Annotated in this window: 21 protein-coding genes and 1 pseudogene; 12 read left to right on the plus strand and 10 right to left on the minus strand. The window is 72.2% G+C overall.

All coding sequences use genetic code 11. The annotated features are described in order from the left end of the window. The 3 genes from ACWDS7_RS15935 to ygfZ form a co-directional block, all read left to right on the plus strand. A partial coding sequence (locus ACWDS7_RS15935) for a DUF397 domain-containing protein (RefSeq protein ID WP_451929923.1) occupies positions 1-105 on the plus strand: 105 nt, incomplete at its 5' end. 513 nt (positions 106-618) lie between these two features. Further along, complete coding sequence (locus tag ACWDS7_RS15940) at positions 619-1032, plus strand: Fur family transcriptional regulator (RefSeq protein ID WP_451929899.1); 414 nt, start codon at positions 619-621, stop codon at positions 1030-1032. A 20-nt stretch (positions 1033-1052) separates the two neighbouring features. Next, complete coding sequence (gene ygfZ, locus ACWDS7_RS15945) at positions 1053-2039, plus strand: CAF17-like 4Fe-4S cluster assembly/insertion protein YgfZ (protein WP_451929900.1); 987 nt, start codon at positions 1053-1055, stop codon at positions 2037-2039. Between the two features lie 174 nt (positions 2040-2213). Here ygfZ and dtd read toward each other — a convergent pair whose 3' ends face one another. Further along, positions 2214-2639 (minus strand): D-aminoacyl-tRNA deacylase, encoded by a 426-nt coding sequence (dtd, locus tag ACWDS7_RS15950; protein WP_306859941.1) that lies wholly within the window; start codon positions 2637-2639, stop codon positions 2214-2216. A 58-nt stretch (positions 2640-2697) separates the two neighbouring features. Here dtd and ACWDS7_RS15955 point away from each other — a divergent pair, with 58 nt between their 5' ends. Beyond that, complete coding sequence (locus ACWDS7_RS15955; protein ID WP_451929901.1) at positions 2698-3639, plus strand: asparaginase; 942 nt, start codon at positions 2698-2700, stop codon at positions 3637-3639. Between the two features lie 27 nt (positions 3640-3666). On the opposite strand, the gene ACWDS7_RS15960 is transcribed toward ACWDS7_RS15955, so the two are convergent. Continuing rightward, positions 3667-4278 (minus strand): ankyrin repeat domain-containing protein, encoded by a 612-nt coding sequence (locus ACWDS7_RS15960; protein WP_451929902.1) that lies wholly within the window; start codon positions 4276-4278, stop codon positions 3667-3669. 242 nt (positions 4279-4520) lie between these two features. Continuing rightward, the gene (locus ACWDS7_RS15965) at positions 4521-5111 is read right to left on the minus strand and encodes a GlcG/HbpS family heme-binding protein (RefSeq protein WP_451929903.1); all 591 of its coding nucleotides are present in this window, start codon (positions 5109-5111) and stop codon (positions 4521-4523) included. A gap of 163 nt (positions 5112-5274) precedes the next feature. On the opposite strand from ACWDS7_RS15965, the gene ACWDS7_RS15970 reads away from it, so the two are divergent. Together ACWDS7_RS15970 and ACWDS7_RS15975 are read left to right on the plus strand one after the other, a co-directional pair. Continuing rightward, positions 5275-6552: a sensor histidine kinase gene (locus tag ACWDS7_RS15970; RefSeq protein WP_451929904.1), complete on the plus strand. Its 1278-nt coding sequence runs from the start codon at positions 5275-5277 to the stop codon at positions 6550-6552. Next, positions 6549-7172, plus strand: a complete 624-nt coding sequence (locus ACWDS7_RS15975; RefSeq protein WP_451929905.1) for a response regulator — start codon at positions 6549-6551, stop codon at positions 7170-7172. The genes ACWDS7_RS15970 and ACWDS7_RS15975 overlap by 4 nt, the downstream gene beginning before the upstream one ends. 78 nt (positions 7173-7250) lie before the next feature. Here the strand turns inward: ACWDS7_RS15975 and ACWDS7_RS15980 are convergent, their stop codons facing one another. Continuing rightward, entirely contained in the window at positions 7251-8882 is a 1632-nt protein-coding gene (locus ACWDS7_RS15980) for a DUF2207 domain-containing protein (protein ID WP_451929906.1), read from the minus strand. A gap of 170 nt (positions 8883-9052) precedes the next feature. Here ACWDS7_RS15980 and ACWDS7_RS15985 point away from each other — a divergent pair, with 170 nt between their 5' ends. After that, positions 9053-10078, plus strand: coding sequence for a neutral zinc metallopeptidase (locus ACWDS7_RS15985; RefSeq protein WP_306859927.1), 1026 nt, complete (start codon positions 9053-9055; stop codon positions 10076-10078). Positions 10079-10271: 193 nt separating this feature from the next. Here the strand turns inward: ACWDS7_RS15985 and ACWDS7_RS15990 are convergent, their stop codons facing one another. Then, the gene (locus ACWDS7_RS15990) at positions 10272-10781 is read right to left on the minus strand and encodes a MarR family winged helix-turn-helix transcriptional regulator (RefSeq protein ID WP_451929907.1); all 510 of its coding nucleotides are present in this window, start codon (positions 10779-10781) and stop codon (positions 10272-10274) included. A gap of 95 nt (positions 10782-10876) precedes the next feature. Here ACWDS7_RS15990 and ACWDS7_RS15995 point away from each other — a divergent pair, with 95 nt between their 5' ends. From ACWDS7_RS15995 to ACWDS7_RS16005, 3 genes are all read left to right on the plus strand, one after another. After that, complete coding sequence (locus ACWDS7_RS15995) at positions 10877-11542, plus strand: FMN-dependent NADH-azoreductase (protein ID WP_451929908.1); 666 nt, start codon at positions 10877-10879, stop codon at positions 11540-11542. Positions 11543-11588: 46 nt separating this feature from the next. Further along, the gene (locus tag ACWDS7_RS16000) at positions 11589-12377 is read left to right on the plus strand and encodes an SDR family NAD(P)-dependent oxidoreductase (protein WP_451929909.1); all 789 of its coding nucleotides are present in this window, start codon (positions 11589-11591) and stop codon (positions 12375-12377) included. A 692-nt stretch (positions 12378-13069) separates the two neighbouring features. Continuing rightward, complete coding sequence (locus tag ACWDS7_RS16005) at positions 13070-13546, plus strand: transposase (protein WP_451929910.1); 477 nt, start codon at positions 13070-13072, stop codon at positions 13544-13546. Between the two features lie 59 nt (positions 13547-13605). Here the strand turns inward: ACWDS7_RS16005 and ACWDS7_RS16010 are convergent, their stop codons facing one another. Further along, the gene (locus ACWDS7_RS16010) at positions 13606-14340 is read right to left on the minus strand and encodes an alanyl-tRNA editing protein (RefSeq protein WP_306859918.1); all 735 of its coding nucleotides are present in this window, start codon (positions 14338-14340) and stop codon (positions 13606-13608) included. A 300-nt stretch (positions 14341-14640) separates the two neighbouring features. Here ACWDS7_RS16010 and ACWDS7_RS16015 point away from each other — a divergent pair, with 300 nt between their 5' ends. Further along, complete coding sequence (locus tag ACWDS7_RS16015) at positions 14641-15195, plus strand: SGNH/GDSL hydrolase family protein (RefSeq protein ID WP_306859914.1); 555 nt, start codon at positions 14641-14643, stop codon at positions 15193-15195. Positions 15196-15222: 27 nt separating this feature from the next. Here ACWDS7_RS16015 and ACWDS7_RS16020 read toward each other — a convergent pair whose 3' ends face one another. Further along, positions 15223-15789, minus strand: coding sequence for a TetR/AcrR family transcriptional regulator (locus tag ACWDS7_RS16020; RefSeq protein WP_451929911.1), 567 nt, complete (start codon positions 15787-15789; stop codon positions 15223-15225). A gap of 77 nt (positions 15790-15866) precedes the next feature. On the opposite strand from ACWDS7_RS16020, the gene ACWDS7_RS16025 reads away from it, so the two are divergent. Beyond that, the gene (locus tag ACWDS7_RS16025) at positions 15867-18980 is read left to right on the plus strand and encodes a bifunctional cytochrome P450/NADPH--P450 reductase (protein ID WP_451929912.1); all 3114 of its coding nucleotides are present in this window, start codon (positions 15867-15869) and stop codon (positions 18978-18980) included. A 61-nt stretch (positions 18981-19041) separates the two neighbouring features. Here the strand turns inward: ACWDS7_RS16025 and ACWDS7_RS16030 are convergent, their stop codons facing one another. The 3 genes and pseudogenes from ACWDS7_RS16030 to ACWDS7_RS16040 all read right to left on the minus strand — a co-directional run bounded on the left by ACWDS7_RS16030 (position 19042) and on the right by ACWDS7_RS16040 (position 20947). Continuing rightward, entirely contained in the window at positions 19042-19698 is a 657-nt protein-coding gene (locus ACWDS7_RS16030; RefSeq protein WP_451929924.1) for a cellulose binding domain-containing protein, read from the minus strand. A 6-nt stretch (positions 19699-19704) separates the two neighbouring features. Continuing rightward, a pseudogene (locus ACWDS7_RS16035) lies at positions 19705-20743 on the minus strand (endo-1,4-beta-xylanase); the annotation flags it as partial. A gap of 105 nt (positions 20744-20848) precedes the next feature. Then, positions 20849-20947, minus strand: coding sequence for a cellulose binding domain-containing protein (locus tag ACWDS7_RS16040; protein WP_451929913.1), 99 nt, complete (start codon positions 20945-20947; stop codon positions 20849-20851). Positions 20948-20971: the final 24 nt, after the last annotated feature.

Consider the following 20971-nt stretch of genomic DNA (forward strand, 5'->3'; position numbering starts at 1 on the left):
GGTCGCGCGGTCCGCGACAGCAAGGATCAGGACGGGCCGGTGCTGTTCTTCACCGGCGCCGAGTGGGACGCCTTCGTCGGCGGTGTGAAGCTCGGCGAGTTCTGACCGGTCCCATTCAGAGAGCGAGCCCCCGGCGGGAAGGCCGGGGGCTCGTCTTTTTGATCATCCCTGCGCGGGGGTGAATCAACCCACCACGATGGTAGGACGCTGCGGTGACAGCGAGAAGGCCCCGGCGGCGTGCCGGGGCCTTCTGACGTTCAGACGCCGAGCCCGTTGGGAACGCGATGGGAACAGAATGCCCAGCGCCAACGGGAGTCAACGGGAGGTTATGGGAGGTGAGACAACCGTAGTTCCTGGTCGTAGTAGCTACTACGGGACACTACGGGAGCCACTGGGAGACACCGGGAGGTGTCATCAGCGGACAGCCACCTCGCTAGCCCAACTATGATCAACCATTGTTCGGACCACCTCCTTTCGGCGTGCTCCGTACGTTATGCGACAGATTCCAGTCCGGCAAATGAATATTCGCGGTGCGGGATGCCGCAGGTGGGAGCGCTTCTCCGAGGTTCGCTCACAATCGGGAGCCCTGTCGTGCCGAGATGCTTTTAGACTCTGGGCATGACCGAGACGTCGTGGCACGAGCAACTGCGGGCGCGCGGTTACCGGGTCACCCCGCAGCGCCAGCTGGTGCTGGAGGCGGTCAAGGCCGCCGAGCACGCCACTCCCGAGGAGATCTGCGCCCGGGTGCGGGAGACCGCCCGCGGGGTGAACATCTCGACCGTCTACCGGACCCTCGAACTGCTCGAGGAGCTCGGTATGGTCACCCACACCCATCTGGGACACGGCGCCCCCACCTACCACCTGGCCGCCGACTCCGACCACGTGCACCTGGTCTGCCACGAATGCGGGGAGATCGACGAGGTCCGTCCCGAGCTGGTCCAGGACTTCCTCGGCAAGCTCGACCAGGAGTTCGGGTTCGCCGTCGACGTGCACCACCTGACGGTCTTCGGCCGCTGCCGTAAGTGCCGCTGAGGGCTCGTAGGCTTGGGTCCATGCGTAGCCCTCTGCTGGACATCCCCGGCGCGGTCGCGGCCGAGACCCCTGACGCCGACGTCGCCGGACACTACGGTGACCCGTTCGCCGAGCAGCGTGCGTTCCTCGCCGGTGAGGCGATGGTCGACCGGAGCAACCGCGAGGTCGTCCGGGTCTCCGGGCCCGACCGGCTGAGCTGGCTCAACAGCCTTAGCTCGCAGAAACTCGACGATCTCAGACCCGGTGTGCCCACCCAGACGCTGCTGCTGGACGCCCAGGGCAGGGTGGAGCACCACCTCACGCTCGTCGACGACGGCGAGGCCGTGTGGGCCCACGTGGAGCCGGGTACGTCGGCCGGGCTCGTCGCGTTCCTGGACAAGATGCGGTTCATGCTCCGGGTCGAGGTCGCCGACGTGACGGCCGACTACGCGGTGGTCTCGGTGACCGGCGCCGAGCGGCTGACCCCGCCCGCGGGGGCCGTCCTCGTCGGGGACGACGTGCTGCTCCCGCGCGACCTGCTCGCCGACCGGCTCGGCGGCCTGAAGCCCGCCGGGCTCTGGGCCTACGAGGCGCTGCGGATCGAGGGCCACCGCCCCCGGCTGGGCTTCGAGACCGACCACAAGACGATCCCGCACGAGGTGGGCTGGATCGGCCCGGCCCTCCACCTGAGCAAGGGCTGCTACAAGGGGCAGGAGACCGTGGCCCGGGTGCACAACCTCGGCCATCCCCCGCGCCGCCTGGTCTTCCTCCACCTGGACGGCAGCGTGGACACGCTGCCGAAGCACGGCGCCCCGGTGGTCCACGACGGCGTGGAGGTCGGCTCGGTCGGCAGCTCCGCCCGGCACCACGAGCTCGGCCCGATCGCGCTGGCGGTGGTCAAGCGGACCGTCCCGGTGGACGCCACGCTGCAGGCCGCGGGGGTGGCGGCGACGCAGGAGGTCATCGTGCCGCCGGACGCCGGGCGCAACGTCACCATCGACCCGGCCCTGCGCCGGCGCATCCGCTGACGCCAAGCCGGCCGCGCCGCACACGGTACGGCGGCGCGGCCGGCGCTCAGCGCGCCGAGGACGTAGCTGGCGACGCGCTGAGGACGTAGCCGGCGGCGCGCCGGGGACATAATCGGCAGGGCGCCGAGGACGTAGCCGGGCCCGGCCGCCGCGCCGGACTCTCCGATGACCGGATCAGATCTCCAGGATCAGCGTGATGGGGCCGTCGTTGGTCAGGCCGACCTTCATGTCGGCGCCGAACACCCCGGTCTCCACGTGAGCCCCCAGCGCGCGTAGCTCGGCGCAGACGGCCTCCACCAGCGGCTCGGCGACCGGTCCGGGCGCCGCGGCCTGCCAGGTGGGGCGGCGCCCCTTGCGCGCGTCGCCGTACAGGGTGAACTGGCTGACCACGAGCAGCGGCGCGCCGATGTCGGAGCAGGACTTCTCGCCGGACAGGATCCGCAGGCCCCAGAGCTTGGCGGCGAGCCTGGCCGCCTCCGCCGGGGTGTCGGTGTGGGTCACCCCGACCAGCACCAGCAGGCCGGGCTCGTCGATCGCCCCGACCGTCGTCCCGTCTACCGTCACCGAAGCGGAACTCACCCGCTGAACAACCGCACGCATGCCCCCCATCATCTCGTGATCCTCGACCTCCCTAGAATCCTCGCGAAAGGAGACAAAGGTGTCTGCTGAGTCGTTGGTTGTCGAGGTCGTCCGTTCGGGGTTCGTGGAATCCACACATCGGGCGCGGATGCTCGCCGTCGGTGCCGACGGCTCCCCGGTGCGGGTGCACGGCGCGGTGGACGCCCTGGTCTCCCCCCGTTCGTCGATGAAGCCGCTGCAGGGGCTGGGCATGCTGCGCGCCGGGCTCGCCCTGGAGGGGGAGCTGCTCGCGCTGTCGTGCGCCAGCCACGCGGGGGAGCCGTTCCACGTGGCGGGGGCCCGGAGGATCCTCTCCGGCGCGGGGCTGGAGGAGGGCGCGCTGCGCTGTCCGGAGGACCTGCCCGAGGACGTCGCCTCCCGGGACGAGGTGCTGCGCTCGGGCGGCGGCCGGGCCAGGATCTACATGAACTGCTCGGGCAAGCACTCGGCGATGCTCGCCACCTGCGTGATCAACGACTGGCCGCTGGAGACCTACCTCGACCCGGCGCACCCGCTGCAGAAGGCCATCCGCCACACGGTCGAGGAGCTGACCGGCGAGCGCGTCGCGGCCACCGGGGTGGACGGCTGCGGCGCCCCGCTGTTCTTCGTGTCGATGGTGGGGGTGACCCGGGCGTTCCGCGCCTTCGTCCAGGCCGCGCCCGGCACCCCCGAACGCCGCATCGCCGACGCCTTCCGCGACCACCCCGAGTGGACGTCCGGCACGACCCGGCCGGAGGCCCGGCTGATGCGCGCGGTCCCCGGGCTGATGGTCAAGGCGGGCGCCGAGGCGTTCGACGCCTTCGCCTTCGCCGACGGCCGCGCCGGGACCGTCAAGATCGAGGACGGTGGCCAGCGGGCCCGGGTCCCGGTCACGGTCGCGGCGCTGCGCGCCCTCGGCCTGGAGGGCGCCGGTCTCGACGAGCTCGCCGCCGGTGTCCTGTTCGGCGGCGGCCGTCCGGTCGGTGAGATCCGCCTGCGCTAGGCCGGTCTCACCCCGCTCGGCCCGGTCTCACCCCGCCTCGGGCGCCTGGTGCGCCCCGGCGGCGCGGAGCAGGGCGGCGACCTCGTGCTGGCCCTTGGCGACGGCGTGCGCGAGCGGGGTGACGCCGTCGCGGTCGGCGAGGTCGACGTCGGCGCCGGCCGCGATGAGCAGGCCGACGATCTCCTGGTAGGGGGCGCCGCCGTCGCCGAGGATGACCGCCTCCAGCAGGCCGGTCCAGCCGAGGTCGTTGACGTGGTCGACCTTGATGCCCGTCTTGAGGACCTCGCGGACGTAGTCGACGTGCCCGCGCTCGCAGGCCGGGATGAGGGAGACGCCCCCGTAGCGGTTGCGCACGGTCAGGTCGGGCCCGGCCGGCAGGAGGGCCCGGAGCATCGCCACGCTGCCGGTCACGCCGGTGACCAGCCAGGGGGTGTCGTGCTTGAGGTCCGCGGCGTCCGGGTCGGCGCCGGCCGCGACCAGCACCTCGGCCACCTCGACGTGGTCGGCCGCCGAGGCGAGCAGCAGGGCCGTACGGCGCTGCCCGTCGCGGGCCTCGACGTCCGCCCCGGACTGGAGCGCGTCCCGGACCTCGGCGGCGTCCCCGCGCGCGGCGCCGGCCAGCAATTGTGCGTTGAGCATGTCTGATCCTCTCATCTCGCGGCCGCCGCACGCCGCCGCCAGCAGGCTCAGCCCGGCGGCCAGGAGCGCCCGGCGCCTCATCCGCCGGGCCCTTCCCGCCCGTCCGGTCCCGCCGCCGGCCGCTCGCCGCGCGATCTGTCCGGTCCCGTCGCCGGTAGCTCCCCGCGTGTCCGGTCCGGTCGCCGGCCGCTCGCCGCGCGGCCCGTCCGGTCCCGTCGCGGGCCGTTCACCACTCGGCCCATTCAGCCGAGCTGCCCGGCGACCGCCTTGAGACCGGCCTGGGCGATGGCCTCGTCGATGTCGCCGCTGGGCGCGCCACCGACCCCGATGCCCGCGATGGGGGCACCGCCGGAGGCGACGGGGACGCCGCCGCCGAGGAAGAGGGTGCCCGGGATGTCGGCGATGGTCGGGCCGTCACCGGAGGCGCCCTTGGCCAGCTCGCTGGTCGCCTTGCCGAAGGAGACCGCGGTGAAGGCCTTGCGCCTGGCCGACTCCTCGGTCTGCGGGCCCGCGCCGTCCCCCTTCAGCACCAGCCGGGTGGCGCCGGACCGGTCGACGATCACGACGGTGACGCGCTGCCCCTGCTTGGCGGCCTCCTTCCGCACGGCCTCGGCGATCTTCAGGGAGGCGTCGGCGGACAGCACGCCGGTCTGCACGACGGCCTGCGGGCCGCTCGCGGCCCGCGTGGGGGCGGTCTGGGCGGTCTGGGCGGCGGCGACGCCGGTGGCGCCGGTCAGGATGGCGAGTCCCGCGAGGGAGCCGGCGATCACACGGGTGCGGGCGGACAGGGCCGTCATGTTCTTCTCCAGTTCGGTGTGGTGGATCGGGTACACCCAAGGCTGCCCCCGGCGCCGCCGTACGCCATCGGGAGCACGGTCGACCCCCGGACGCCGGGTGGTCGAGGCCGGGGTCAACCGATCGGTTGATGCGCCGCCCCCGCGGTGGCGCCATCCTCGGCGGGGGATAGCGTCGGAGACGGATCGGACGGGGGCGGTGATGAGGGAGCGCGTCTGGCTCAGCCGGGCCATGCACCTGGGGTTCTACCTGCTGCTCGCGGCCTCCGTCTCGCGGCTGGTGTCCCGGCACGGCATGGACGCGCGGACCGTCGCCGCGCTGGCCGTCTGCGGGCTGCTCGCCCTGGTGTACGCCGCCGGCGTCGTCTTCTGGGGCGGCCCCGGCCGGGGCCGCCTGGTCTGGCTGGGGACGGTGGTCGCGGTCTGGCTGGCGCTGGTGGTCCTCGCGCCGTCGTTCAGCTGGTGCGCGGTCCCGCTGCTCTTCCTGTGCCTGCGGTCGCTGCCGCCACGCGGCTTCCTGCTGGCCACCGCGGTGCTCACGCTCGTCGTGATCGCGGCCCAGCTGAAGATCGCCCAGGAGGTCGACCCCAGCCTGATCCTCGCGCCGATCGGTGTCGCCACCATGATCGCGGTGATCTTCTGGGAGCTCCAGCGCGAGAGCGCCGCCCGGCAGCGGTTGATCGACGACCTGGTCAGCACACAGGGGACGCTGGCGGACTCGGAGTACCGCACCGGCGTCCTGGAGGAGCGCGAGCGGCTGGCCAGGGAGATCCACGACACCCTCGCCCAGGGCCTGACCAGCATGGGCCTCCTGCTCCAGGCCGCCGACCGGATGTGGGCCGCCGACCCGGACCTGGCCCGCGCCCATGTACGGCGGGCCGCCCTGGCCGCGGCGGACAACCTGGACGAGGCCCGGCGGTTCGTCCGGGACCTGCAGCCGCCCGGCCTGGAGGGCGTCTCGCTGCCCGAGGCGCTGGCCCGGCTGTGCGAGAGAGCCGGTCACGACACGGGGCTGGAGGTGCGCTTCCGGCACGAGGGCGAGCGGCGCCCACTGGCGCCGGAGGTCCAGGCGGCGCTGCTGCGGGTGGCGCAGGGGGCGCTGGCCAACGTCCGGGACCACTCGCGGGCGGGGAGGGCCATGGTGACGCTGTCCTATCTGGATGACGAGGTCACACTGGACGTGTTCGACGACGGCGCCGGATTCGCCGAGCCCGCCCCGGCCCCCGGGCGGGGATACGGGCTGCGGGCGATGCGCGACCGGCTCGCGGAGGTGAACGGCTCCCTGGCCGTCGAGAGCGCCCCGGGGGAGGGGACGGCCGTCGCGGCCACGGTCCCCGCCGGACGCTCCCCCGCGGCACCGCGGCCCGCCGGGGGCACACGGGCAGGGGACAGGGGCGCCGCGGCACCGCGGGCAGGGGACGCCGCGGCACCGCGGGCGGGAGACGGGGACGTCGCGGCGGACGGGACGGGAGGGCGATGAGGCTGTTCCTGGTGGACGACCATCCGGTGGTCCGGGCCGGGCTGGTGGCGCTGCTCGGCGGCGAGCACGACATGGAGATCGTCGGCGAGGCGGTGGACGGGGAGGAGGCGGTGCGGGGCATCGCCTCGTGCGAGCCGGACGTCGTGCTCATGGACCTGCAGCTCGGCGAGGGCGTCGACGGGGTGGAGGCCACCCGGCGGGTCCGGGCGCTGCCCTCGCCGCCGCAGGTCCTGGTGCTGACGACCTACGAGACCGACGCGGACATCGTGCGGGCCATCGACGCCGGAGCCACCGGCTACCTGCTCAAGGCGTGCCCGCCGGAGGAGCTGTTCCAGGGCATCCGGGCCGCGGCCAGGGGCGAGACCGTGCTGTCGCCGAGGGTGGCGACCCGGATGATGCGGCGGATGCGCGATCCCGGTCCCGCGCTGAGCGCCCGCGAGGTCGAGATCCTGGAGCTGCTCGCCAGTGGCGCGGGCAACCGCGAGATCGCCCGGCGGCTCTTCATCACCGAGGCGACGGTCAAGACCCACCTGGTGCACATCTACGGCAAGCTGGGCGTGGACACGCGCACCGCCGCCGTCACCGCCGCCGTCGAGCGGCGCCTCATCCGGCTCGCCTGACCGGGACGGGCGGGTACGGCCGGCGCCCCCTCAACCGGTCACGGGTGAGGGGGCGGGCTCGAAGGGACCAGAGAGGGATCAGAGGGAGCGGAACTGGCGGGTGGAGGAGATCGCGCCCGAGGTCGTCATGGTGAACGTCCGCATCGAGTCGGCGAACTTCGACAGGTCCCATTCGGCCGGACCGTGATACCAGTACAGGTTGTCGGCCTGCTGGCCGTTGCCGGTGACCGAGGTGACCACGCGGGCCCAGCGCTCGACGCTGTCGAAGATCACGGCATAGGGCAGGTAGCGGGAGAACAGCTCCACCCGCTGGGCCGGGGGGATGTCGCCGCCGATGTCGCCGGAGGCGAGATACTCCCGGAAGCCCAGGGTGTGGGCGAGGGCCCCCGCGCCCTTGGAGGTCTTGGCCGGCATGTACTGTCCGCCGACGGCCATGGCGGCGCCGGCGATGATCAGGGCCAGGCCGAGCAGGCCGTAGGTGGTGAACCAGGCCAGCGCGACGGTGGCGAGGACCCCTGCCACGGTGAACAGCACGCCGAAGGTCGTCCAGCGGGTGCGGACGGTGTCGGGGCGGCGGGCGAACCAGCCCTGCGTGACCACGTCGCGGTAGAGCGCGTCGCGGACCTTGCCGAGGTTGGCCGCGAACGAGCCCTGGAGGTGGGAGAGCAGGACCGCGTCACGCCCGTCGAAGATGGCGTCGTAGAGCGCCCGCTCGTAGGTCAGCAGCGAGTTGGTCGGGGCGCCGGCCATCCGGACCAGCATCCAGTCGGGTGAGTCGTAGGCCTGCCGGGGCTGCTCGTCGATCCGGATGAAGCCCCGGACGGCCAGGTCCACGATCGTGGCGGTCACGTCGATCACGTCGGCCTGCTCGTCCATGAGCGTGCCGATCTGGCCGGGGCGCACGCCGTCCGGCGGGGCGAAGTGGCCGTTCTCGACGGCGTTGAGCGAGCCGGACTCGTGGCCGACCACGCGGGCGTCGCGGCCCCGCATCCAGTAGAGCAGGCCGAGGCCGCCGAGCATCAGGACCAGCAGGCCGGCCAGCGCGCCGCCGGTGACGGTGTTCAGGGTGAAGGCGTTGGACAGCTCGAAGCGGCGCTCCAGGACCGGGGCGCCCTTGGTGGCGCCCGTCGGGTAGCCGACGACCACGGTGAGCACCTCGCCCGGCCCCAGCTCCTGCTGCTCGAACTCCGCGGTGGTCCCGGTGTGGTCGGGTGAGGCGGTGGTGCACCCGATCGCCGAGCTCAGCACGCCCGCGAAGCAGGACAGGTTCTGGAGCTGGGCCGGGCCCTTCACCGTGACCTTGGCCAGGGCGACCGGGACCGACCAGGCTCCCACGGCGTACCACCGCAGCTCCTGGGCGTCGGCCAGGGGGGTCACCGCACCCTTGACGTCGTACTCCAGCGTGGCGGAGCCCGAGCCCTTCAGGGTGATCGAGTCGCCGGTCAGCGTGCCGTCGCCCTTGAAGTTGGTGATCTGGTAGAGGCGGTCGTTGCCGTCGTCGTAGCGCGTGCGGTCGACCAGCTTCCGCGTCGGCGGGCTGCCCTCGAAGGCGATGGTCTCCTTGACGTGGAGCACACCGTCCTGCCGCAGTTCGAGCGTGACCGTGTCGTCGGTCACCTTGCCCGCCAGGGTGGACGCCGTGCCCGCAGTGCCGGCCGCGAGGGCCGGGGAGGCGCTCAGGGCCAGCGCGAGGGTGGCAACTACGGCCACGCTCCCGGCCGCTCGATGCAATGCAGATCCCGCCATGGCTCGGGAGCCTACCGAGAACCGCCGACCAGTGAATGCCACCCCCCATTCCTATTTTTCGGTCAATAGACAGACATGTGTTGATATCCGCTAGATTGCCGCCCGGAGATCCATCTCTTGGAGAAGGCGGTCGCATGCCCCGACGCGGATCGAGCCCTCTGGCCTTTGGTGTCTTCGGCGTGCTCGCCATGACGTTCACCGCGGTCGTGGTGATCGCCGCCCTGAACGGCAGTGACGAGGCAGAGGTTCCGGCCGGGCCTGGTACCGGCCCCATAGCGACCAAAAATGCCGAACTCCCGCCGGCCAAGGGCGTGGAGACCACGCCGCCGAGCTTCGGGCCACCGCCCAAGCTGAATCTCGGCTCCCTGGGCGACGCCGAGATCGCGCTGGCGGCCCGGAAGACCCTGGGCGTCGACCTGCGCTACATGCGGCGCTCCGACACCACCGCACGGCTCAAGCGCAACCCGCTGTACGGCACCGGCACGATGCGCCCCACCGCCTGCCGCGCCCCCCGGCCCTCGACCCGGCCGGGCGACATGCTCAACTACCTCAACGCCGTCACCGGCTGCCTGGACCGCGCCTGGTCCGGGAAGTTCTCCCAGGCCGGAGCGGTCTTCCTGGCGCCTCGCCGGGTCTACTGGAGCCGTCCGGGCCGCGGCCCCTGCGGCACCTACCCCAACCCGGGCGCCGCCGCCTACTACTGCCCCAGCAACCGGGGCATGTACATCGGCCTGAGCCACCTCGTCCAGCAGACCGGCCGGATCGACCCGGCCGCCAACCACGTCCCCTACCTGTCGGTGCTCGCTCACGAGTACGGTCACCACGTGCAGTCGATGGCGGGGATCGGCGGCGCCTGGTGGTGGGAGGTCTCCAACAAGTCCAAGGCCGCCCAGGACGCCCACTCCCGCCGCAGCGAACTCCAGGCGCAGTGCCTGGCCGGTGTCTTCGTCCGCACCGTCCGCACCCCGCTCGGCGTCACCTCCGCCCGCTGGAACGACGTGCTGCGGATGGAGTACAGCCGCGGCGACGACCAGAACGGCCTGGGCCTGCGCGACCACGGCAGCGGCGACCACTACGCCGGCTGGCTCCACCAGGGCTGGAGGTACGCCAGGGTCGGCTACTGCAACACCTGGGCGGTCCCCGCCTCGCAGGTCAGCTGAGCCCGACCGCGCACGGGCCGGGCACAGCCGGGCGGCCGCCCACCGAGCAGTGTGCGTCGTGGAGATCGGCCTGTCGGCAAGGCCCGGCCCACCAGCCGCCATCTGTGACGTTCCGGCAGCTCGTAGCGCCTCCCGGTGAGGATTCCTGATCTCCGTCTGGAGACGGGACCTTCTTCATGGCCTCCGGGTGCGGTCAGGCCGGGGTGGGCGTGCAGGCGGTTCCGGGTGACCGTCCGGCCTCGACTCTCGCGATGGGCTCGCCGACGAGGTGTTGCAGCGCGCTCTGCAGGGCATCCCGGGCCGCGGGGGCGAGGTCGGCCAGGAGCTGGTCCTCGATCGCCCTGATGTCGCCGCGGGCGGCCTTGAGGGCGCGGCTGCCTTCGGTGGTGACCTCGATGATGCGGGCCCTGCGGTCGGCGGGGTCCGGTCGGCGGCGCACCAAGCCGTCGTTCTCCAGTTCGTCGAGGATGAGGACCAGCTTGCTCTTGTCGACCGACACGGCCTGGGCGAGAGCGAGCTGGGAGCCGGCGGGGGCTTCGACGATGGCCATCAACACCGTGTAGCCCCACAGGGTCATGCCGTGCTCGCGTACGGCCGCGGCCTCGGCTGCGGCCAGGCCCTGCTTCAGCCGTGCGAACACCCAGTGCAAGTCCTGGTGCAACCAGCTGTCGGGCGAGCCTTCCGGGGTGGGGGCGTTGGCCATGCGCAGCATGATACCAAGCCAAGATGTTCTTGATTCAAGACTATCTTGCTCTATATTGATTGCGAATTCAGATCATCTTGATATGGGGCAATCTTGTGACGCATCTTCTCCACCTGGACGCCGGCGGACGCAGCGACTCGTTCTCGCGCAGGCTCGGCAGCACCTTCGTGGCCGACTGGCGGGTCACCCATCCCGACGGGGTCTACACCTACCGCGACCTGGTGTCCGACCCGGTGCGGCCCATCGACGAGGACCGGGTCCACCTCGCCACCCAGTCATCAGTGAACGGCGTGCGCGACATCGAGACCATGGACAAGGTGGCCGCCGGCGCCCCCGAACTGGCCAGGAGCTGGGCGGCCACCCGCCCGCTGGTGGAACAGCTCCTCGCGGCGGACGTCCTGCTCCTGGGCGTGCCGATGTACAACTTCACGGTGCCCGCCGCGCTCAAGGCATGGATCGACCGCGTGACCCTGCCCTGGCTGCCGCTCAAGGGGAAGTCGGCCGTGGTGCTGAGCGCGCGCGGCGGAGGCTACGGGCCGGGCACGCCCCGCGAGCAGTTCGACTTCCAGGAGCCCTACCTGCGCGCCTACTTCTCCGTGCTCGGACTGGACGACGTGGAGTTCGTCCACGCCGAGCTCACCCATGCCGCGGTCATGCCCTTCCTCGCGCAGTTCCGTGAGCAGCACGAGGCCTCCCACGCTGCGGCGCTCGCCGCGGTGCACGCCCTGGCGACCCGGGCGCCCGCCGAGACGCCGGCCTGACCATGACTCCCCATCCGATCAGCGAAGGCAAGAGGACAGCCGCACCATGAACACAGATCTCAACGGCCGGGTGGCCCTGATCACCGGCGCGTCGACCGGAATCGGAGCCGCGACCGCCCGCGCCTACGGACGCGAAGGCGCCCGGGTGGCGATCACGTACCGCAACAACCCGGACAGCGCCGAGAAGGTGGCCGCCGACGTCGAGGCCGCCGGTGGGCAGGCGCACGTCGTCCGGGTCGACCTCGAAGACCTGCCCACCATAGACCGCGCCGTCGCGACCGTCGTCGAGCGCTGGGGCGGGATCGACGTCCTCGTCGCCAATGCCGTGCGCTGGGGCGGCGACGGCCCGCCTGACCCCAGCCTCCGGTTCGAGGACGTGCCGCTGCAGGAGTGGGAGGCGATGATCGGCGCCAACCTGATCGGCACGGCGGCCACGGTCCGCGCGGTCCTGCCCGGCATGCGCGCCAAGGGCTGGGGTCGCATCGTGTTGATCTCCTCAAGCGTCGCGGAGGAGGGCCTGCCCGGACCGGGCCCCTACGGCACCGCCAAATCGGGCCTGCACGGGCTCGCCCGCAGCCTGGCCTGGAACGGCGGCCGGGACGGGATCCTGGTCAACGTCGTGGCACCGGGCTTCACCCTCACCGACAGCCGTCCTGACATCCCGGCATTCGTCACCGACGCCCTCGCCGCCGCCACCCCCACCCGCAGACTCTCCGACTCCGACGACGTGGCCAACCTCGTCGTCTTCCTGGGCTCGGGAGCCAACGGCAACCTCACCGGCGAGGTGATCCGGGACGGCTCCGCCGCCGCCCGCGCACCGCACATCGGCGGGTAGCAGGCCCGACCCACGCCGAACGGACCTGCCAGGCCGGCCCGGGCCGGCCGGGAGGGCGCCAACCGGATGGCGCCCTCCCGGCGTCGCCCGGTGCCGCCGCGACGGCGGACCCGGCGCTCCGGAGGCGGGGGCGGGGGAAGGGCCGGTGGCCATGCCCGTCTCCGGAGGGCGCCCGTGGGGGTGTGATGGACGGACCGCCCCACTTGCCCGAGCGGTGAGAACCACTGCACGAGGTTGGGATAGGGCGGCCCGTAACGCCAGATAATGCCCAAGTATTAGCCATCAAGGCAAGGTCTGACCTGCAAAAACTTAAAACGCACCCTATGGCGGAGAACAGCTGGGGCAGATGTGGCGCGGAGAGGCCGGAGTGGTCGCTCGCAGGGACGCGGCACGCCCCCGGACCGCCTCCGCCCGTAGGGACGCGGCATGCCCCCGGACCGCGTCCGCCCGCAAGGATGCGGCACGCCCTCGGACCGCGTCCGCCCGCTCCCCGGAGATGGGGTGCCGGTTCCCGCAGCGGTTCCGGAAGTGTGTCCGCCCGATCCCGGGACGGCCCTGAAAGCGGGTCCGCCCCCTTCCGGACGTCCCGGACAGGGAGTGCCCGCTCTCCGGGCGGTCCCGGGGACAGGGATGGCGGCGGCCCGGCCCTGTCACGTGGCTCTTCGGGCGCCGATGGTGTAGATCATGTGGTCGTGGATGACCGCCTGAAACGTCATGATCTGACCGAAGACGAGTGGATACGGCTGGTGCCGTTGCTGCCCGCCCATCCCCGACGGGGGCACCGATGGGCCGACCACCGCGCGGTGATCAACGGCGTGTTCTTCCGGACCCGCACCGCCTGCTCGTGGCGGGGCCTGCCGGAGGTCTACGGCAGGTGGAAGACCGTCTACAACCGGCACCGCCGCTGGTCCCAGGACGGCACCTGGGAGACGATCCTGGACGCGCTACGGGCCGGTGACGCGCTACGGGCCAGTGACGCGCTACGGGCCGGTGACGCGCCACGGGCCGGTGACGCGCTGCGGGCATGTCATGACGGGGCCGGGGGCCGGGACCGGCCCGGTGGCCCCGGCTCCACGGCCGGTGGGACCCGGCCCCGTGCCACCGGCGCCCGTCATGCCCCGCCGGAGGACATCCGGCCCGGGAAGATCTTCGAGCTCCCCGGCTGGTGACCGCCGGCCGCGGGGGAGCCGGGACGGTCGCCCCGTCCCGGCGCGAGCCCCGGGGGACCTCAGTCCGCCACCTCGACGCGGAGGCGGCGGAAGCCCTTGCCCTTGCTCTCGATCTTGGCCACCCGCATGCGGCCGATCTGCTTGGTGGAGGCGACGTGGGTGCCGCCGTCGGCCTGGCAGTCCAGGCCGACGATGTCGATGATCCGGACCTCCTCGACCGTCTCGGGCACCAGGTTCGTGGCCGTCCTGATGATGTCGGGGATCGCGAAGGCCTCCGCGCGGGGGAGCACCCGGACGTCGATCCGGCGGTCGGCGGCGATCTCGGCGTTGCAGGCCTCCTCCACGGCCTCCTTGAAACCGGGGGGCACCTCGGGCAGGTTGAAGTCCATCCGGGCGCTCAGCTCCTCCATGTTGCCGCCCGTGACGAGGGCGCCGAAGTCACGGAAGACCACCCCGCACAGCACGTGCAGCGCCGAGTGGGTGCGCATCAGGGCCGAGCGCCTCTCGTCGGCGACGGCCGCCCGCACAGTTGTCCCCGGCGGCGGGAGGGGGTCGTCCTCGGCGGGGATCAGGTATAGCTCGTCACCTTTGCGCACTCCGGTGATGCGGGTCTCCACCCCCAACCAGATGAGAACTCCGTGATCCGCCGGCTGGCCGCCCCCGCCTGGATAGAATGCCGACCTGCTCAAGACGATCCCGTCGGGTGACGAGGCCAGGACCACCGCGTCGAAGGAGCGCAGGTTCTGGTCGGCGAGTTCGAGTCGCCGCGTACGCCCGTAGAGGTCACTGCTCATATCGTTAGCCTAGAGTCAGCCTAGAGTCCCCGATTGGCAGCCTAGAGCCCCCGAGGTGGCATGCACGGGCCTGTGCGTCGACGTCCCCGAGCATCCACAGCCGCCATCCTTGTAGCGATTTACTGCCTTATTTCGGGATGTGCCACCGGGACGGGCGGCGAGGCCGTACCGACGGCCGACATGGTCGCGGCCGGACCGGGTGCGACGCCGGCCCCGTCCCCGCCGGCGGGCCCGCCCCGTCCGGCGGGCTCACCCCCGCCGTCGAGCCCGCCGCCGTGCCGGGCCGCGGCCCCGGTGGTCATGATCATCGGAGACAGCTTCACCGTCGGGTCGGGCCCGGTCCAGCGGTGGGACACCTACGCCGCGCGGGCCGCGCGCGAGCTGGGCTGGCAGCTGGTCACCGCGGGGGCGGCCGGGACGGGCTTCGTCAACCCCGGGCCGGTGGAGCGGACCTTCCAGCGGTCCTTCGCCGAGGAGCTCTCCTGGCGGCCCGCGCCCGACCTGCTGATCGTCTCCGGCGGGCACAACGACCGCCGGACCAGGCCCGGCACGGTCAACGGGGCCGCCAGGCGCCTGCTGGAGCTGGTCCGCGCCCACTGGCCGCGGACCAGGACCGTGGTGATCGGCCCCATCTGGATGGCGCGGGCCCCCCGATGGGCCTACGGGGTCAGGGACGCCATCGCCTCCGCCGCGGCCGAGGAGGGGGCGGCCTTCCTCGACCCGCTCGGCCGGCGCTGGGGCCGCGGGGCGCTCCTGCGCGACGGCGTCCACCCCACCCATGAGGGACACCTCCGCCTCGCGCGCTGGCTGGTCGCGGCGCTGCGCGGGCACGGTCCCGGCCCGGCGCCCCGGTGACGTCCCGCGCGGCGGCCCGCGGGGGTGTCAGGAATGGCGGGCCTCAAGACCGGCGACGATGAGGTCGAGGGCGACCTCGAAGGTGTCGTCGGCGTCCGTGGCGCCGCCGAACTCGGTGAGCAGCCCGCTGGTCTCGGCGGACAGGAAGCCGAAGACGAACGTGAACAGCGCCTTGCGGGTGTGGACCAGCTCCTCGGCGGGGACCCCGGCCGCGACGAGGACCCGGTTGAACACCACCCACATGCCGCCTTCCTGATCGATCACGTCGGGGTGGTGGTTGACATAGGACCAGAGCGACGGGTGCGACTGCGAGATGGAGCGGTAGGCGTGGGCCAGCGCGCGTAGCTGCTCCTGCCACGGGGTGCCGTCGTCGGGGGGCAGCCGCAGCCGGGAGGCGACGGCCGCGCAGGTCCCGCGCACCAGCGCCGTCTTGTTCTCCACGTGGTGGTAGAGCGACATCGGGTTGACCCCGAGCTCGGCCGCCAGCTTGCGCATGGACAGCCCGTCCACTCCGGCGGCGTCGACCAGGCGCAGCGTGGTCGCGTAGATCTCCTCAGGTGTCAGGGGCCGTCCCCTGCGCGCACTCACTGCCATACACCGTATGGTAGCGTCAAACATACAGTGTATGGCTGGCGGTGTCGGGAGATCGTCGGCCAAGGGAGGAGTTCTCCATGTCGGCAGTCCGGTCCATCCCCGCCCCGCAGGGGCTGCCCTTCGTCGGCAACACGCTCCAGATACCGGCGCACGCGCCCAACGCGTTCCTCGAAAAACTCGCCGCGGAGCACGACGAAGGCATCTACCAGCTCGATCTGCTGGGCCGTAAGGTCCTGTTCGTCTCCGACCCGGACCTGGTCGCGGAGCTCTGCGACGAGACGCGCTTCTACAAGGGCATCGACCCGCCGCTGTCCATCGTCCGTGACTTCAGCGGCGACGGGCTGTTCACCGCCCGCCGCGACGAGCCGGTCTGGGGGCACGCGCACCGCATCCTGATGCCGGCCTTCAGCCAGCGGTCCATGAAGGCGTACTTCCCGCAGATGCTGGAGGTGGCGGAGGCCCTCGCGGCCAAGTGGGCGGTCTCGGACGAGGTCAACGTGCCCGACGACATGACCAGGCTCACACTCGACACGATCTCCCTCACCGGGTTCGACTACCGGTTCGACTCCTTCGACTCACCCGAGCTGCACCCGTTCCTGCAGTCGATGGGCCGCGCGCTGACCGAGGCGATGTTCCGCAACCGGCAGCTCCCCCTGGTCACCAAGCTCAAGAAGCGGCAGGAGGAGGCCTACCGGGCCGACATCCTGACCATGCAGGACCTGGTGGACGACGTCATCAGGCAGCGCCGGGCCGCGGGCCGGAGCGACACCAAGGACCTGCTCGGCCTGATGCTGGAGGCGTCCGACCCGCAGAGCGGCGAGCGGCTGTCGGACGAGAACATCCGCAACCAGGTCCTGACCTTCCTCATCGCCGGGCACGAGACCACCAGCGGGCTGCTCTCCTTCGCCCTGTACAACCTGCTGCGCAACCCGCACGTGCTCGCCCGGGCCTACGCCGAGGTGGACCGGGTGCTGCCGGGGGACACCGTCCCCACCTACGAAACGATCATGAAGCTGGACGTGATCCCGCGGATCCTGGAGGAGACGCTGCGGATCTGGTCGCCCATCCCGGCGTTCTCGGTCAAGGCGTTCGCCGACACCACCGTCGGCGGCTATCCGGTGCGCGAGGGACAGACGGCCGTCGTCCTGCTGCCGCCGCTGCACCGGCACCCGAAGGCGTGGGACCGGCCGGAGGAGTTCGACATCGACCGCTGGCTCCCCGAGAACAGGGCCGATCACCACCCCGCCGCCTACAAGCCGTTCGGCAACGGCGAGCGGGCCTGCATCGGGCGCCAGTTCGCGCTGACCGAGGCGCGGCTGGCCCTGGCCGTCGTCCTGCAGCGGTTCGCGATCTCCGATCCGGAGGCCTACCGGATGCAGATCAAGCAGACGCTCACCCTCAAGCCGGACGGCTTCACGCTCCGGGTCAGGGAGCGCAAGCCGTACGAGAGGGGCGCGGCCGAGACGGTCGAGACGGTCGAGGAACAGCCGGTGGAGGTGGCCGTCGCCGGGGTCGGCCTCACCGTCGCCTACGGCTCCAACCTGGGTACCTCCGCCGACGTCGCCGAGCGGCTGGCCGAGCGCGCCGGGCGCTCCGGGTTCGCGACCACGCTGACGACCCTGGACGAGCTCGACCCGCCCGAGGACGGGCTGCTCGTGGTGGTCACCTCCACCTACAACGGCAAGGCCCCCGACAACGCCCAGCGCTTCGACGCCCTCGACGACCTGCCCGCCATGGACGGGGTACGGCTCGCGCTGCTCGGCTGCGGCAACACCCAGTGGCCCACCTACCAGGACTTTCCCCGCCGGGCCTTCGAAAAGCTCGTCCGGGCCGGCGCCGTGCCGCTCATCGACCGCGGCGAGGCCGACGCGGACGGCGACTTCGACGGCGACGTCTCGGCGTGGACCGCGGCCCTCTGGGCGGCGCTGGCGGCGGAGTACGGCACGGCCGCCGCCGAGAGCGGGTCCCGCTACGAGATGGAGGTCCTCACCGAGGCCGACGTCCGCCCCGCGGTCGTGTCCCCGCAGGCGTTCCCGCTGACCGTGCTCTCCAACGACGAGCTGACCGGTGACCCGGCCGGGCTGTGGGACTTCTCGCTGGAGGCGCCGCGTCCCGGGGTCCGCTCGATCGTGGCCGAGCTGCCCGCGGGGACGACGTACACGGCGGGCGACCATCTGGCGGTCTTCGCCAAGAACGACCCCGAGCTGGTCGAGTGGGCGCTGCGCTGCCTGCGCCTCCCCCGCGAGCAGGTCGTACGGCTGCGCGCCCGCGGGACGACCCACCTGCCCGTGGACACCCCGGTGACGGCCGGGCTGCTGCTGACTGAGTTCGCCGAGCTCCAGGAGGTGGCCACGCGCTCCGACCTGGCGGTGCTGGCCGGCCAGACGGAGTGCCCGTGGACCCGGGGCCGGCTCGCGGAGCTGGAGACCGCCTACGCCGACGAGATCCTCGCCAAGCGCGTCTCGGTGCTCACGCTCCTGGAGCGGTTCCCGGCGATCACGCTGCCCCTGCCGATCTTCCTGGAGATGACGGGGCCGATCCGGCCGCGCTACTACTCGATCTCCTCCTCGCCGCTGGCCGGACCCGGCCGGGTCCGGATCACCGTCGGCCTGGTGGAGGGGGCCGCCTGGTCGGGCAGCGGCGAGTACCGGGGCATGTGCTCGGCCTACCTGGCGGCCCTGGAGCCCGGCGACGTCTTCTACGGATATGTGCGGGTCCCGAGCCCGCCGTTCCGCCTCCCCGACGACCCGGCGACGCCGGTGATCCTGATCGGTCCGGGCACCGGGTTCGCCCCGCTGCGCGGTTTCCTGGAGGAGCGGGCCCTGGCCGGGGCGACCGGCCCCGCCGAGGTCTTCTACGGTTGCCGCCACCCCTCGCACGACTGGCTCTACCGCTCGGAGCTCCAGGCCTGGGAGGAGGCCGGGGTCGCCCGCGTGCACCCGGCGTTCTCCGCGGTCGCCGGCCATCCCTTCCGGTTCGTCCAGGAGGCGGTCGCCGCCGAGGCCGACACGCTCTGGGCGCTGCTGGAGCGGGGCGCCCACGTCTACGTCTGCGGTGACGGGCTCCGGATGGCGCCCGCCGTACGGCGGACCCTCGCGACGATCTACCGGGAGCGGACCGGCGGTGACGGCGAGGAGTGGCTGCGCGCCCTGGAGGCCGAGGGCCGTTACCAGCAGGACGTCTTCGCCTGACCCCGCCGGCCTGTCACCGGGCCGGCGACCGCCTGCGGCCGCCGGCCCGGTGCTCACCCGGTCAGGAGATGACGGGGGTGGGTGGGGTGCCGGTGCCGGTCCAGGAGCCGATGAGGCCGAAGGTGGTGGAGCCGCCGGCGGGGACGGTGCCGTTCCAGGGGGCGTTGGTGAAGGTGAAGGCGGGTGGGTTGGCGGTCATGGTGGAGCTCCATGACTGGGTGACGTTCACGCCGGAGGGGTAGGTGAGGGTGGTCCTCCAGGAGGTCACGGCGGTGGTGCAGGTGACGGTGACCTCGCCCTGGAAGCCGCCCTGCCAGGAGTTGGCCGTGCGGTAGGCGGCGGTGCAGCCGCCGCCGGGCTGCCCGGGGGAGGTGGTGAAGGTCGTGGTCCCCGAGGCGGTGGAGAGGTTGCCGGCGGCGTCGCGGGCGACGACGTGGACGGTGTAGGCGGTGGAGGGGTTCAGGCCGGTCAGGGTGAGGGCGGCGGTGGTCGAGGAGCCCAGTTCGGTGCTGCCGGCGTAGACGTCGTAGCCGGTGACGGCACGGTTGTCGGTGGAGGCGGTCCAGGTCAGGGCCGCTCCGGAAGAGGTGACCGCCGAAACCGCGGGCCTGCCCGGCGCTGTCGGCGGCGTGGTGTCGGGGGTGGTGGTGCCGCCGGCGAGGGCGTCGTGGACCGCCGTGTAGGCGGGTTTGCGGTTGTAGCCCTCGTCGTAGATCAGGGCGGCGCCCTGGCCGGAGAAGGTGTCGGGGACCCAGGAGTACTTGTCGGTGAAGCCCCAGATCGTGATGCCGGCGCACTGGCTCACCGCGAGGCAGGCGTTGACGACGCTGGTGTAGTAGGCGGCCTGCTGGGCGTCCTTGGCGGCGTCGCGGGGCATCGTCATCCGGATGTCGACCTCGGTGAACCTGACCTGGACGCCGAGGTCGGCGAAGCGCTGCACGTTCTGCTGGAGCTGGCCCGGCAGGCCGTACTGGATGGCCAGGTGGCTCTGGAAGCCCACGCAGTCGACCGGTACGTTCTGCGCCTGCAGCGACTTCACCAGGTTGTACATCGCCGTGCTCTTGGCGTTGACGCCTTCGACGTTGTAGTCGTTGATGCAGCCTGGCGTCGGGGTCGGCGGCCCGGGCGGCCCGGAAGGCGTCGGCGATGTAGCCCTGGCCGAGCTTCTGGTACCAGAACGAGTTGCGCATGTTGCCGTTGTCGTCGAAGACCTCGTTCACGACGTCCCAGGACCTGACGGTGGGGTTGCTCGCGTAGCGGCCGACGACCTTGGCGATGTGGTTCTGCATCGCCGAGCGCATGGCGTCGGCGCCGAGGTTCTGCACCCAGCTCGGCGTCTGGCTGTGCCAGACCAGTGTGTGCCCGTGCACCTGCTGGCCGTTCTGCGTGGCGAAGTCGACGATCGCGTCCGCTCCGGACCAGTTGAACTGGTTCTGGCTCGGCTCGGTGGCGTCCCACTTCATGGCGTTCTCCGCCGTGATCTGGTTGAACTCGGTGCCCGCGATGTTCCGGTAGGCCGTCTCGTTCGCCAGGGGGGAGGTGGCGAGCGCGGCGCCGATGAACTTGCCGCGCGCCGCGGCGTGCTCCCGCAGGGAGTCGGCGGCGTGGGCCGGGGCGGCCGGGACGAGGGCCGCGATGACCGGCAGGAGGGCGAGCGCCCCGGTGGAGATCGCTCTGCGGAGTCTGGACATGGGATTCCTCTCTGGTGCTGTGGATGTCCGGCGCTGCGGGGACCTGGTCCGTAGAAACTTGCGGTATGTCATCGAAACTTTCAACGACGGGCCGCGAGAAGGGGGTACGGCCCACGGGCCGTACCCCCTCGCGGGGAGCTAGGAGATGACGGGGGTGGGCGAGGTGCCGGTGCCGGTTCAGGAGCCGATGAGGCCGAAGGTGGTGGAGCCGCCGGCGGGGACGGTGCCGTTCCAGGGGGCGTTGGTGAAGGTGAAGGCGGGTGGGTTGGCGGTCATGGTGGAGCCCCGGTCCTGGCCCCT

The organism is Streptosporangium sp. NPDC003464 (assembly GCF_053588315.1).